This window comes from Sphingobacterium tenebrionis (genome assembly GCF_037126265.1).
Classification (GTDB): domain Bacteria; phylum Bacteroidota; class Bacteroidia; order Sphingobacteriales; family Sphingobacteriaceae; genus Sphingobacterium; species Sphingobacterium tenebrionis.
In genome coordinates, this window is the sequence record NZ_JAYLLN010000006.1 from 58,264 (window position 1) to 72,434 (window position 14,171).

General features: G+C 41.5%; 14 protein-coding genes. 10 read left to right on the plus strand and 4 right to left on the minus strand.

The window, feature by feature from the left end; all coding sequences use genetic code 11:
- The first annotated feature begins 13 nt into the window (after positions 1-13).
- Positions 14-844: a glutamate racemase gene (murI, locus tag VJ786_RS04375; RefSeq protein WP_134776948.1), complete on the plus strand. Its 831-nt coding sequence runs from the start codon at positions 14-16 to the stop codon at positions 842-844.
- Here the strand turns inward: murI and VJ786_RS04380 are convergent.
- On the minus strand, positions 841-1,227 hold the full coding sequence (locus VJ786_RS04380) for a PIN domain-containing protein (protein WP_167554257.1): 387 nt from the start codon (positions 1,225-1,227) through the stop codon (positions 841-843). The genes murI and VJ786_RS04380 overlap by 4 nt on opposite strands.
- Positions 1,224-1,469 carry a hypothetical protein gene (locus tag VJ786_RS04385; protein WP_134776950.1) on the minus strand — a complete coding sequence of 82 codons (246 nt, stop codon included), beginning with the start codon at positions 1,467-1,469 and terminating at the stop codon, positions 1,224-1,226. Before VJ786_RS04385 ends, VJ786_RS04380 begins: the two co-directional genes overlap by 4 nt.
- Before the next feature lie 464 nt (positions 1,470-1,933).
- Between VJ786_RS04385 and VJ786_RS04390 the strand changes: the two genes are divergently transcribed.
- A complete protein-coding gene (locus VJ786_RS04390) occupies positions 1,934-2,704 on the plus strand; it encodes a carboxypeptidase-like regulatory domain-containing protein (protein ID WP_134776951.1) in 771 nt (256 codons plus the stop codon).
- Positions 2,705-2,722: 18 nt separating this feature from the next.
- On the opposite strand, the gene VJ786_RS04395 is transcribed toward VJ786_RS04390, so the two are convergent.
- Both VJ786_RS04395 and VJ786_RS04400 read right to left on the minus strand, forming a co-directional pair.
- On the minus strand, positions 2,723-3,145 hold the full coding sequence (locus VJ786_RS04395) for a SufE family protein (protein WP_134776952.1): 423 nt from the start codon (positions 3,143-3,145) through the stop codon (positions 2,723-2,725).
- Positions 3,146-3,197: 52 nt separating this feature from the next.
- A complete protein-coding gene (locus VJ786_RS04400; RefSeq protein WP_245153308.1) occupies positions 3,198-4,421 on the minus strand; it encodes an aminotransferase class V-fold PLP-dependent enzyme in 1,224 nt (407 codons plus the stop codon).
- A gap of 167 nt (positions 4,422-4,588) precedes the next feature.
- On the opposite strand from VJ786_RS04400, the gene VJ786_RS04405 reads away from it, so the two are divergent.
- The 8 genes from VJ786_RS04405 to VJ786_RS04440 all read left to right on the plus strand — a co-directional run bounded on the left by VJ786_RS04405 (position 4,589) and on the right by VJ786_RS04440 (position 14,104).
- On the plus strand, positions 4,589-5,581 hold the full coding sequence (locus VJ786_RS04405; protein WP_134776954.1) for an acyl-ACP desaturase: 993 nt from the start codon (positions 4,589-4,591) through the stop codon (positions 5,579-5,581).
- Positions 5,582-5,788: 207 nt separating this feature from the next.
- A complete protein-coding gene (locus VJ786_RS04410; protein WP_134776955.1) occupies positions 5,789-6,226 on the plus strand; it encodes a MarR family winged helix-turn-helix transcriptional regulator in 438 nt (145 codons plus the stop codon).
- A gap of 2 nt (positions 6,227-6,228) precedes the next feature.
- Complete coding sequence (locus VJ786_RS04415; protein ID WP_134776956.1) at positions 6,229-7,233, plus strand: NAD(P)/FAD-dependent oxidoreductase; 1,005 nt, start codon at positions 6,229-6,231, stop codon at positions 7,231-7,233.
- 3 nt (positions 7,234-7,236) lie between these two features.
- Complete coding sequence (locus tag VJ786_RS04420) at positions 7,237-7,566, plus strand: 2Fe-2S iron-sulfur cluster-binding protein (RefSeq protein ID WP_099365318.1); 330 nt, start codon at positions 7,237-7,239, stop codon at positions 7,564-7,566.
- 185 nt (positions 7,567-7,751) lie between these two features.
- Positions 7,752-9,068, plus strand: a complete 1,317-nt coding sequence (locus VJ786_RS04425; protein WP_134778410.1) for an NAD(P)/FAD-dependent oxidoreductase — start codon at positions 7,752-7,754, stop codon at positions 9,066-9,068.
- Positions 9,069-9,576: 508 nt separating this feature from the next.
- The gene (locus VJ786_RS04430; protein ID WP_134776957.1) at positions 9,577-11,238 is read left to right on the plus strand and encodes a DNA polymerase/3'-5' exonuclease PolX; all 1,662 of its coding nucleotides are present in this window, start codon (positions 9,577-9,579) and stop codon (positions 11,236-11,238) included.
- Between the two features lie 25 nt (positions 11,239-11,263).
- A complete protein-coding gene (locus VJ786_RS04435; protein WP_134776958.1) occupies positions 11,264-12,931 on the plus strand; it encodes a M1 family metallopeptidase in 1,668 nt (555 codons plus the stop codon).
- Between the two features lie 150 nt (positions 12,932-13,081).
- Positions 13,082-14,104, plus strand: a complete 1,023-nt coding sequence (locus tag VJ786_RS04440; protein WP_093098220.1) for a rod shape-determining protein — start codon at positions 13,082-13,084, stop codon at positions 14,102-14,104.
- Positions 14,105-14,171 lie beyond the last annotated feature (67 nt).

Sequence of the window (14,171 nt, forward strand, 5' to 3'; positions counted from 1 at the left end):
ATAGCAATACAACATGGAGAACACAAATTATCACGCAGGTCCTATCGGCATATTTGATTCTGGATACGGTGGGTTGACTGTATTTAAGGAAATCTATAAAGCCCTACCTAAGTATGATTATATCTATCTGGGAGATAATGCCCGTGTACCTTATGGTACCCGATCTTTTGAAACTGTCTATGAATTCACCAAACAATGTGTGTTCAAACTGTTCGATGAAGGCTGTAACCTGGTGATATTGGCATGTAATACGGCATCTGCTAAGGCTTTAAGAAGCATTCAGCAGAATGACCTACCTCCGGGCAAGAAAGTTCTGGGTGTTATCCGGCCTACATCAGAAGTGGTTGACCAATTTACAAACACGAATAAAGTAGGGATCTTGGCAACCCAGGGCACCGTAAATTCCGGTTCCTATGTTATTGAGATCAATAAGTTCCATCCGGAAATCGAGGTTTTTCAGCATGCTTGTCCGTTATGGGTTCCCATTGTTGAAAATAACGAGATGGATAGTGAGGGTTCTCAGTTTTTTGTCCAGGAGGATCTGAAGGAGTTATTGGCTATGTCGCCTGATATGGATACTATTTTGTTAGCCTGTACGCATTATCCATTGTTGCTTCCTATTATTGAACAGTTCGTACCTAAGGGAATCAATATTATTTCCCAGGGTGAGTTGGTAGCGGAAAGTTTAGTAGATTATTTGAAAAGGCATCCGGAAGTGGATGAAAAATGCAGTAAATCTGGGGAGTTGAAGTTTTATACCACGGATGATCCGGTGGATTTTAACCTGAAAGCAGAGCTATTTTTTGGAAGAAAGATTGAATCGGAGGTGATAAAGGTGGTTTAGTATTTAAATAAATTCAGGTGCTTAATAAATTTAAAATCTCTAATATTAAAAGTGAATAATTCAATTTCTACTTCAATTGAAGTAGCTGCAATTAAAGCATCAGGAATATTTAAACCATGACTCAAATGATAACTATTTATCAAATCTATAGATCTTAAAGTAATTTCAGGATTGATTAAAATGGTATCAAATTTCTTTATTTTTTTGGCAATCTGTATACTATCATTTTTATGAATCGCTCCTTTTATTAACTCCATTCTACTTATTGCTGTTAATAAAACATTTTCAATCCCAACCTCATTTATTATCTCCTTTGTAAAATTGTGACGGTTCCTCTTATTATCAAGTAATTCAATTAGAACATCCGTATCACAGATTATCATTTTCGATTCCAAGATGATATACGTAAATTTTTGGCTGTGTAATTTTGATGTGAGAATATTTTCTGCAATTCTTTAATATCTATACTTGAATCACCTTTTTCAATTGCAACACCATTAATATGATATATCTTTTTAGATTTTTTCTTTTTTAAGGATGTTATGGAGAATTCCAAGTATTCACTTAAAAATGCTAACATTTTAAAAGTTTTAAATTTTTTATATTTAATTATTACTTCAGGCATTGCTAAATTATTTATTATCAAATTTATTGAAATGATTTTAGATTAACGACTGAAAATCAGTAATTAACATTTAATTAAAACTACAGTAAATTAGTGCAAGGCTGGAAGATATTGGGAACTCTTCGTCATTGCGAGGCTAGCCGTCATTGCGAGGAACGAAGCAATCTTTCAGCCTTTGTCATCCTGTGCAACTTCGAAGGATCTATACGATTACATACGAACAGATGGTTCGACTCCGCTCACCATGACATGCGGGAAGATTGCTTCCTCGTACCTCCTCGCAATGACGGGCAAAGTCTCCTCGCAATCAAAGGGAAAACCTCCTCGCAATGACGGGCAAAGTCTCCTCGTTATTAAAGGGAAAACCTCCTCTTATTAAAAGTAAATCTCCTCTGTTAAAATAAGTTAATCAAAAACTATTCTCCTCCAATAATCCCTAATTTAGGTCATCTAATTAGTACCTAATGAGATTTTTTATATCCTTTATTTTCTTTTTTGGCATCCTAATTCCAATATCCGCGCAGACAATCATCGGTCAAATCCGGGATTTGGCTAGTAAAAAACCATTATCAGGCGTAAAAGTGGAAAGTGCAGAGAACAAAACAGTCACTGACACTCAAGGCAAATTCTCCATCCAGGTTTACGGTCGCGACGACAGTCTAACCTTTTCCTTAAAAGGTTATAAAACCCAGCGATTGATCTACAAAAATGGGATTTACAGGTCTAATATCCAGATTGCATTAGAAGAAATTGTGACGGAAATTGAAGAAATTGTAATCGAGCGAAAAGTGGTCGGAAGTGATCAACCAAAAGTAAAACCCATTTTTATTGAGCAAAAAAAGAAATCAAAATTAAGGCAGATATTTGGAGATCGCGTTGATCTTTCTGGTGGGCCAAGGCCAGGATTTCTCGCCAATGGTAGTACCGCCCAATTATTCAGCATCAACGTCCTTTCTGTAATTTCCATGTTCAAAAAAGAAAAAGAACCTAAAAAATCAAAAGAAGAGCAATTGGAAGAGTTGGAAAGGGATATCCAAAATGCAGATTTTGTCTTCTCGAAGAAACTGATCACAGAAATAACTGGATTAACTGGAGATAGGCTCCAGATTTTTCAGAATATATACCGTCCTCCCTACTCCACATTAATTGAAATGTCTGAATACGAACTTCGGGTATATATTGAAAAAAGTTTTAAAGAATTTCAGAAGGAGAATCCAGCAGCTAAGAAACCTTAGCCTGTAGGCCCATAAAAATTAAGAAACCTTAGCCTGTAAGGCCAATGCATATAATTTCATCTGTTTCACCATAGCCAACAAGCCATTCGCTCTGGTAGGCGACAAATGCTCCTTCAATCCGATCTGTTCAATAAAATAAAGGTCTGCATCCGCAATTTCCTTTGGCGTATGACCGGAAAGCACTTTCACCATCAAACTCACCAAACCTTTGGTGATCACCGCATCGCTATCCGCCGTAAACCACAGTTTACCATCCTTCATCTCTGGAAATAACCAAACCTTGGATTGGCAGCCTTTTATAATATATTGCTCCTGTTTATTGGCTTCATCAATCAAAGGAAGCTCTTTACCCAACTGAATAATATATTCATATTTCTCCATCCAATCGGAATAGAAAGCAAAATCCTCGATTAATTCGTCCTGTATTTCGTTTATTGTCATTATCTATATTTAATTTCGGCCTATCACCTTAAGGTTTATCACCTGAAAAGGCTTAAACCAACATGGCAACTGCGCGTTTCACGCCAGCAACCAATGCATCTATCTCTTCTTTTGTATTATACACCGCCAAACTTGCCCTAACTGTTCCAGGAATTCCATATTGCTCCATGACCGGTTGAGCACAGTGATGCCCTGTCCGAACAGCAATTCCCAATTTATCTAAGATCACCCCAATATCATATGGATGGGTGCCATCTACCACGAAGGAGATCACCGAGGATTTCTCTTTGGCAGTTCCGATAAAGCGAATCCCTTCCACTTCCTGCAGACGCTCCGTTGCATAGGCCAACAAATCATCTTCATATGCTTTGATATTGTCCAATCCGAGGGAATTGATATAATCGATCGCTGCATTCAAGGTAATTCCAGCTTCGATATTTGGCGTTCCAGCCTCAAATTTAAAAGGCAATTCATTATAGGTGGTCTTCTCAAAACTAACGTCCTTGATCATATCACCACCACCTTGGTAAGGCGGCATGGCGTTCAACCATTTTTCTTTACCATACAACACCCCTACTCCGGTCGGTCCGTACATTTTATGTCCAGAAAAGACCAAGAAGTCCACATCCAATTCCTGAACATCAATTTTCAGATGCTGTACAGCTTGTGCAGCATCCAACAGAACCGGTACATTTTTAGCATGAGCCAAACGGATAATTTCCCTGATCGGATTTATCGTTCCTAAGGCATTGGAGACATAGTTTACAGAAACCAATTTAGTTTTATCATTCAACATAGCAGCATAAGCGTCCATATCCAATTCACCAGCCTCGTTCATCGGGATAACCTTCAAAACCGCTTTCTTAGTCTCACACAACATCTGCCAAGGCACAATGTTCGAATGATGCTCCATCGCCGAAATAATGATCTCATCCCCTTCATGCACAAATTCTTGCCCATAACAGGTCGCTACCAGGTTGATACTATCCGTAGTTCCTTTGGTAATGATGACCTCATAATCATGCTCCGCATGTATGAACTCCTGAACCTTACGACGTGTAACCTCAAAGGCATCAGTTGATATTTGGCTCAGATAGTGCACACCACGGTGCACATTACTGTTCATATCGGTATAATAAGCCATGATGGCATCGATTACAGCTTGGGGTTTTTGAGTGGTTGCTCCATTATCGAGGTATACCAAAGGCTTTCCATTCACCTCACGTTTCAATATCGGAAAGTCTGCGCGTATCGCCTGTATATCTAAATTGTTCAATTTTTCCAGTTTTGATAAAAGTTCTACAAAGTTAATATATATTAAAAACAATCGAGCAGACATTCCGTTAAATGAACGTAATAAAATATTTGAACATCTTTAAAACAAAATCCAATTAACAAAATTTAGATATATATTAAATTAAGTTTAATTACCTTTGTTTAATTATGCAAGAACAACCTTTGAACATACCAGAAGGCTCTAGGAAAGAGGTGATGACGTATCTGGAACCATTCATGTTGAATGAAATGGCGGATTACCTGAAACCTGTGGAAGACATGTGGCAACCTGCCGACTTTCTTCCAGACTCTTCACGTGATACTTTTTTTGAGGAAGTACGCGATCTGCAGGAAAGTGCGAAAGAACTTCCTTACGACCTTGTCGCAGTCTTAATCGGCGATACGGTGACTGAAGAGGCGCTTCCGACCTATGAATCTTGGTTGACTATGGTTGAGGACGTAGACAAGAACGAGCAAGGCGGCTGGATGAGATGGGTTCGTGCTTGGACAGCGGAAGAGAATCGCCACGGTGATCTATTGAACAAATACCTTTACCTTTCCGGTCGTATTGACATGCGTCAATTCGAAATCTCCTTACAGTACCTGATCAAGGATGGTTTTGATATCGGTACAGGGGCCGATCCTTACCGCAACTTTATCTATACTTCCTTTCAGGAATTGGCAACAAATGTTTCCCATAGAAGGGTTGCAGGTTTATCCAAAAAATCAGGAGATAAATTATTAGCTAAAATGTGTGGTGTTATTGCAGCAGATGAGGCAAGACATGCCAAGGCCTATATGTCCTTTATTTCCCATGCCCTGGTGGTTGATCCTAGCGAGGTGATGTTGGCTTTTGAAGACATGATGAAAAAGAAGATCGTGATGCCAGCGCATTTTCTACGTGAATCAGGAGAGCCACAAGGAGATGCCTTTGCGCATTTCTCCGATGCGGCACAACGCTTAGGAGTTTATACTGCGGTGGATTACGTGGATATCCTTAAAGAACTTATCGCGGAATGGAAGATTGATCAAGTAGGCGGTTTGAACGAAAAAGGCGAAAAAGCAAGGGATTACCTCATGAAATTACCTGATCGTTTGTTACGATTAGCAGATCGAATCAAGATTCCAGAAAAAGAGTATAACTTTAAGTGGATCTATTAAGTTTTTAATTTAATTATAGAAAATATAACCCGCCAAATAAATTGGCGGGTTTTTTATTAAAAATAACCCCTCAACCCCTTAAAAATCTTTAGGGGGTTGATTTGTCATTCCATCGTTGAAATTTCCAAAAATCCCATTAATATCCAACTAAAAATAACAATCCTATTTAAACATTCCGTACATTTACTTGTCATACTAATAATTGTTATGCTAAAGGAAAAATTCAATCAATATTCATTCATCCTGGATCGGACAGCCAGGCGGGTAAAACAGTATGCCCAGACCTCCTTTTCCAGCCATGGCATTGATCTAACGGTAGATCAATGGACGGTCATCAAAACGCTTTACGAAGCGAAGGACCTTACCCATAAAGAGATTGCAGATGAATGTGGTAAGGATCAGCCGACCATGACCAGGATCATTGATCTCTTGTTGAAAAAAGGATTGGTCATGCGGGTGGAAAACCCCAACGATCGTCGTAGCCTGCATATTCAATTGACCTCAACGGGCAATCAACAAGTCGAAAAACTTGCTCCGCTCGTGAAGGAATTCCGTATGAAAGCCTGGGAGAACCTAACAGACGAGGACTTCCAACATTTTACCAGAATATTAAACAAGATCTATTCAAATCTAGAAACAACATAGCTATGATAACAACAGATATATGCATTATCGGAGCTGGACCCGTTGGTCTATTCGCTGTCTTTGAAGCTGGATTATTAAAGATGCGTTGCCATCTAATCGATGCCTTGCCTCAGATCGGCGGACAACTTTCCGAGATCTACCCCCATAAACCCATTTACGATATCCCTGGATATCCGAGCATTACCGCACAGGAGCTGATCGACAATCAGTTGAAACAGATCGAGCCCTTCCATCCTACCTTCAGTTTGGGGGAACGCGTTGATGCGCTTCAGAAACAAGATGATGGAAGCTATATCGTGCTGGGATCTGAAGGAACACAGATCCACTGTCAGGTAGTGGTGATCGCTGGTGGATTGGGTTGTTTTGAGCCCCGTAAGCCGGAGATCCTGAACCTGGAAAACTATGAAGGAAAACAGGTACACTACATGGTTAGGGATCCGGAAAGATTCCGTGACCAACGTATTGTGATCGCTGGAGGGGGTGATTCGGCCTTGGACTGGACTATTTTCCTGAGTGATGTAGCCAAAGAAGTCACCTTGGTACACCGGAGCGATAGTTTTAGAGGGGCTCCAGATTCTGCGGAAAAAGTATACCACTTGGCGCAGGAAGGAAAGATCAACCTGCTACTCTCCCATAACCTGCAAAGTCTGAACGGAAATGGCCATATGGAAAGCATTTCCTTGATCAATAAGAACAAGGAGGCCATCCAGTTGGATACCGATCATTTTATCCCACTGTATGGCCTTAGCCCGAAACTGGGACCTATTGCAGATTGGGGATTGCAGATCGACAAGAACGCGATCGAAGTAAACACCTTCGATTATTCCACCAATATTGAACGCATCTTTGCGATAGGCGATATCAATACCTATCCCGGAAAATTGAAACTGATTCTTTGTGGGTACCATGAAGCTGCCTTGATGGCACAAAGCGCCTTCAGATATGTGTATCCGGATCAGAAGTTGAGTTTTAAATACACCACCGTAAATGGAGTAAACGCATTTTAGAACATGGAAGATATCATCACCATAAAAGTAGAAGACCGCGATGGCAGCACCCAAGAGGTGCAAGTACCTACCGACGTCAACCTGAGCCTGATGGAAATCCTGAAGGCTTCAGAATACGATATCCTAGCGACCTGTGGAGGAATGGCACTCTGCGCCACCTGCCATGTAGAAGTATTGGCCGGCGCAGAAAACCTTTCAGAACCTGAAGATCAGGAACTGGACATGCTCGACACCCTTCCTGATGCGGATTCGCAAAGCCGATTGGCATGCCAGATTCGATTGCATCCGGAAAATGAAGGTCTGCATATTAAGATCAGGGGCAGTTTGCAATAAAAATTATAAGTGTACTTTTTACACTTAGTTAGTTGGAATTAAGTCCTTGAGAACAAATAAGATAGGAGATTGTTTAATTAAGAAAAGGGGGCATAATCTAAAATTAATGCAATTATTTAATAGATAATGCAATAAAATGTCAGATATTTGTACCTTATTTTAAAATTCTTTTAAAGAAACATATGATGTTGCTAAATCGTTCTGAGAGAAACTTTCCAAGAGTTGTCGTTATAGGTGCTGGCTTCGGAGGGGTGGAAGTTGCCCGCCGACTGAAGAACAAGGAAGTTGAAGTATTATTGATCGACAGAAACAATTACCATACTTTTCAACCTTTGATGTACCAAGTGGCAACCGGAACCCTAGCATCGGATTCCATCTCTTTTCCACTTCGGAAAATGTTCAAGAACCAACAGAACTTTCGTTTTCGATTGGCAGAGGTCCAACAGATCAATACCGCTGAAAAAATAGTGCATACATCGGTAGGCGACTACGATTACGATTACCTGGTGATCGCAACAGGAGCTACCAGCAATTTCTTTGGCAACAAGGAAGTGGAAAAATACTCCCTTCCGATGAAGAGTATTGTGGAAGCCTTGAATATCCGTTCCTACATGATCCAGAATCTGGAAGAGGCTGTCCTTCGGAAGAATACCTCCGATAGAGAGCGTTATTTGAATTTTGTGGTTGTGGGTGGCGGACCAACGGGGGTTGAACTTTCTGGTGCGATTGCAGAATACCAACAGCATATGCTGAAAAAGGATTACCCAGAACTTTCTACCTATGAGATGAAGGTCTATCTGGTAGAAGGTACAGGAAAGATTTTGGGCGCCCTTTCGGAAAAATCATCCCGTGATGCGGAGCGTTATTTGAATGAATTGGGTGTGAAAGTGACCTTGAATACGGTAGTTACAGGCTATGATGGCAATACGGTCACCTTATCTTCCGGCGAACAGATTCCTACTAAGACGGTGATCTGGGGAGCGGGAGTTATGGGACAGATGCCAGAAGGCTTAAGTCCGGAAATCATTGAACGTGGAAACCGTATCCGTATTGATGAGCAATGCCGAGTTGAAGGGTTGGAAGATGTGTATGCGATTGGCGATGTTTCTGCTATGATCACGGAGGAGAATCCTCGTGGATTGCCAGGGGTTGCTCCTGTGGCGCAACAACAGGGTAAATATGTGGCAGAGCATATCATGAATGCGCTCAATAAACAGGAAAGTAAGGGTTTTAAGTATTTTGATAAGGGATCCATGGCTACGGTAGGAAGAAATCGTGCGGTTGTGGATATGGGAAGCCTGCATATGAAAGGCTTTTTGGCCTGGATGACCTGGATGTTCGTGCATTTGGTATCTATCTTTGGATTTAGGAACAGGGTGGTGACTTTTGTGAACTGGACCATCAAATTTTTAACGAAGAACTCGGGTATCAGGTTGATTATTCATAAGTACGAAAGACCAAAGCCAGAACCAAAAGTAAAAGCTGAAAATAAAGCGTATTAAAACAAACTAGATAAAGGTTAAAGAGGCCGTATCAAAACTTTCGAGTTAGATGCGGCCTCTTTTTGGTTCGGTATGTACGTATATTGTCAGTGGGATGTAAGTAGGGTTTAAGTATCTTTTAGCACTTACACCTCACTTACATGGCACTTAGAACATGCTTTCAGTGCGAAGGAAGTTTTGTTAAAATTTGTTAATATGGAGGGGGAGATATACGATAGGCATATGCTTTGCGTTTATGTATTAAAGAAAAGCAAAAGAGTAAAAATTTCATAATTTAGGTTAATAATTGGTTTGGTAAAATCCTGAGGTTCCCCACCTCAGGATTTTTTTGTTTTTGTTAGTTTTCTAGTTATTTGGAGAGCCTCCGTCATTGGGAGAGCCTCCGTCATTGCGAGGAGGCCGAACCCAATGACATATTTTTTCACCATTAGCCTTTTCTTAATGAAGTATATTATTAAAAGATAGATTATCTTCGCATATTTACCATCCTCATTAAACAAAAACAATCATGACAAATAAAGACATAGCTAAAGTCTTCAAATTATGTGGACAACTCATGGAGCTTCACAATGAGAATTCCTTTCGTACCAAAGCTATGGCGAACGCCTCCTTCCGAATAGATAAATTACCTTTTGCGGCCAGCACTTCCAACCTGGAAGAACTGAGCGAGCAACCCAATATCGGGAAAAGTACCGCTGAGAAAATCCTACAAGTTTTAACCACCGGCACGTTCCCTGAAATAGAAAAACTGATCGAGAAAACCCCGGAGGGCATCATCGAAATGTTAAAGATCAAGGGACTCGGTCCAAAGAAAATCCAGATCATCTGGAAGGATTTAGAGATCGAATCCGTGGGCGAGCTGTATTATGCCTGTAATGAAAACCGCTTGGTCGAAGCCAAGGGGTTCGGCTTAAAAACCCAAGAAGACATCAAGAAATCCATTGAGTTTTCCATCGCCAACCAAGGTTGGTTCCTCTATGCAAGGGTAATGCCCTTTGCGGAAAACCTAATCAAAAACCTTCAAGAAAAAACAAGCAATAAACTCTCGTTTACAGGAGATTACCGTCGAAAGATGGAAGTTTTACAGCAGGTACAAATCCTGTGCGAAGGAACATCTGAAGAAGCCCTTCAACTGGTTAAATCGCTGGAATTTGAAATGGATATAAACCAGGAAAGCGGCAGGATCAGCTTCCGGGAAGAGAATGGGTTTGCCTTTGAGGTCATCCCTACTCCTGCTTCCGATTTCGCCAAGAACCTTCTCTTAACCACCGGTTCTCCCCTACATATCCAGCAATTGGAAAACCTTGGCGAGCTAAAATCCTTGCCAACAGAAGAGGAAATCTACCAATCCTTGGGATTAGCTTATATAGAACCCGAACTACGCGAAGGCAATCAGGAAATCGAATTGGCGAAAACCAATAGCCTACCTACCCTCATTACCTATCAAGATCTGAAAGGAAGTCTCCATAACCACTCCACCTATTCCGATGGTGTGCATAGCTTGGCAGATATGGCCAACTATTGCAAAAACGAGCTGGGGCTGGAATACCTGGGTATTTGCGACCATTCCCGAACAGCAGTCTATGCCAATGGGCTTTCTATTGAACGCGTGGAAGAACAATGGCGAGAGATCGACCAATTGAACCAAGAGCTTGCTCCTTTCAAAATATTCAAAGGGATCGAGTCGGATATTTTGGGCGATGGCTCTTTGGATTATCCAGCCGAGATCCTATCCAAATTCGATTTTGTGGTAGCATCGATTCACGGCAACCTGAAAATGGAGGAAGAAAAAGCAACTAATAGGTTAATCAAAGCTATTGAAAACCCTTATACCACGATACTTGGACATCCGACAGGAAGGTTATTATTATCTCGCGCCGGATACCCCATCGACTATAAAAAAGTCATCGATGCCTGTGCCTCAAATCAGGTGGTCATTGAGATCAATGCCAATCCATTACGCTTGGATCTTGATTGGCGCTGGCAGCAATATGCCTTGGAAAAAGGCGTCCTCCTTTCCATCAATCCCGATGCGCACCGAAAAGAAGGACATCTGGACATGGAATTTGGCGTTTATGTGGCACGTAAAGGCGGCCTGACCAAAGAAAAATGTTTGAACGCATTTAGTTTATCAGAAATATCTTCTTATTTTACCAACAACAAGAAATAACCAAAATAATATCCTCATATCGATCATGAAGTTAAACGGAAAATCTTTTTTATTGGGATTGATGCTGATGGCTGGCACACAGACCGGACATGCCCAATTGATGAAGGCCAAAGAAATCTATACCAAGGCAGATTCCCTACGAGGGGAATTGACACCTTTGAGAACCTGCTATGATATCCAATACTACCACTTGGACATCAAGGTGGATATAGACAATAAATTCATCAGCGGCAGCAATGAATTCCAGTTCAAGGTAGTAGATCGATTCAATAAACTTCAGTTCGACCTGTTCGATAACCTCTCTGTAGACAAAGTCGTTTATAAAGGAAAGGAACTGCCTTTTACGAGGGAATACAATGCGGTATTTGTCACTTTCCCAAACTACCTGGAAAAAGGAACGGAAGATTCGTTTACCGTTTTCTATTCCGGGAACCCGATACAAGCCACCAGAGCGCCTTGGGATGGTGGGTTTGACTGGAAGAAAGACAGCAAGGGCAAACCTTGGGTCGCGACCGCTGTTCAGGGGCTTGGCGCGAGTGTATGGTGGCCAAACAAAGATCATCAATCGGATGAGGTAAACGGCATGATGATCTCTGTTGCAGTACCTAATGGCGTCATGAATGTTTCCAACGGAAGGCTTGTTAAAACCGAAAAACTGAAAGGAAATTACACCAAGTACCATTGGAAAGTGGATAACCCGATCAATAATTACAATGTGGCATTGAACATTGGTGACTATGCCCATTTCAAGGAAGTATATGCTGGTGAAAAAGGGAAACTGGACCTGGATTATTATGTGCTGAAAGAGAATGCGAACAAGATCGATTTTCTGAAGAAGAACGCCAAAGAAACCCTGAAAGCCTTTGAACACTGGTTCGGGCCCTACCCATTTTATGAAGATGGCTATAAACTGGTAGAGACCGCCCATTTGGGTATGGAACATCAAAGTGCGATCGCCTATGGTAACAAATATAAGAATGGCTACCTGGGTGGCGACGGATCAGGCACAGGTTGGGGATTGAAATGGGATTTCATCGTGGTGCATGAATCCGGTCATGAATGGTTCGGCAATAACATCACCGCAAAGGATCTGGCCGATATGTGGATCCATGAAAGCTTCACCAATTATTCGGAGGCCCTGTTCATCGATTATTACTATGGCAAAGAAGCCAGCCAGGCATACGTCAATGGTAACCGAAGAGGGATTACCAATCAAACACCTATTCAAGGTCCATACCATGTGAATAAGGAAGGATCTGGCGACATGTACAACAAAGGCGGTGTGTTACACAATATGATCCGCACGATGATCGATGATGACGAGAAATGGCGAGCGATTTTGAGGGGTATGAACAAGACCTTCTACCACCAGACCGTGGATTACAACGACATTTTGAAATACATGACCGAACACAGTGGCATAGACCTGAGCAAGGTCTTTGAACAGTATGTGCAACGAAAAAGCATCCCTACGCTGGAGATCAGAAATGCTGGTCGCCCGGGATCCTTTATAATCCGCTGGAATTCAGAGGTCGACAACTTCCATATGCCGGTCCACATCTTCGATAAAGATGGTAAAAAGGTATTGATAAAACCGACTACGAAATGGTCTACGCACCGTTTTGAAGGGCAGACCACGGAGACCATAAAAGCGGATACCTTCAATTATTATATCGGGGTGACCACACAATAATTGACAGTGGATTTCGTTAGCAATACCAGATATCGAAAAAATAAAAAAGTTCTTCGTAAAATGAACATTTTTATGGAAGCGGCTTTATATAAAAACCATTTTTTTTCATTAGGTTTGCATTTAAATTTTACAATATACTTTCACAAATAAATGGGGCTTTTTAATTGGTTTACGCAAGAAGTTGCAATAGACTTGGGTACAGCTAACACCCTGATCATTCACAATGACAAAGTAGTAGTTGACGAGCCATCTATCGTAGCATTTGACCGCACGACAAATAAGGTAATTGCCATCGGTCGGCAGGCCATGCAGATGGAGGGTAAGACACACGATAATATTAAAACAGTAAGACCATTGCGCGATGGGGTAATTGCGGATTTCACAGCTGCAGAACACCTGATCAGAGGCATGGTCAAACTGATCAATAAAGGAAAATCCTGGTTCTTCCCATCTTTACGTATGGTAGTTTGTATTCCTTCTGGTATCACCGAGGTGGAAAAACGTGCCGTACGCGACTCTGCAGAGATTGCAGGAGCAAAAGAGGTCTACTTGATCCATGAACCTATGGCAGCTGCTGTGGGTATCGGGATTGATGTAGAAGAGCCTGTAGGGAACATGATCATCGATATCGGTGGTGGTACGACCGAGATTGCGGTTATCGCCTTATCGGGTATCGTCTGCGACCAATCCATTCGTGTAGCGGGAGATAATTTTGACTCGGACATCGTTCAGTACATCCGTCGTCAACATAACATCATGATCGGAGACCGTACGGCAGAGAAGATCAAGATCGAAGTGGGGGCTGCTCTTCCGGAGCTGACCGATCCACCAGAAGATTTTGCTGTTCAAGGACGTGATTTGATGACCGGTATTCCTAAGCAGATTACCGTATCCTATACCGAGATTGCACATTGTTTGGATAAATCCATCTCTAAGATCGAAGAAGCTATCCTTAAAGCCTTAGAGATCACTCCTCCGGAATTATCAGCTGATATTTACCAAACAGGTATCTACCTAACTGGAGGTGGTGCTTTATTGAGAGGATTGGACAAACGTATCCAAGCAAAAACAAAATTACCTGTTCACGTTGCTGAAGACCCACTACGTGCGGTTGTACGCGGAACAGGGATCGCATTAAAGAACATTGGACGTTTCAAGTTCTTGATGCAGTAATTAATGAACAATACTTATTCCGTACGCGATATAATGTCTCTCAGCACGTTATATCGCGTACCTATTA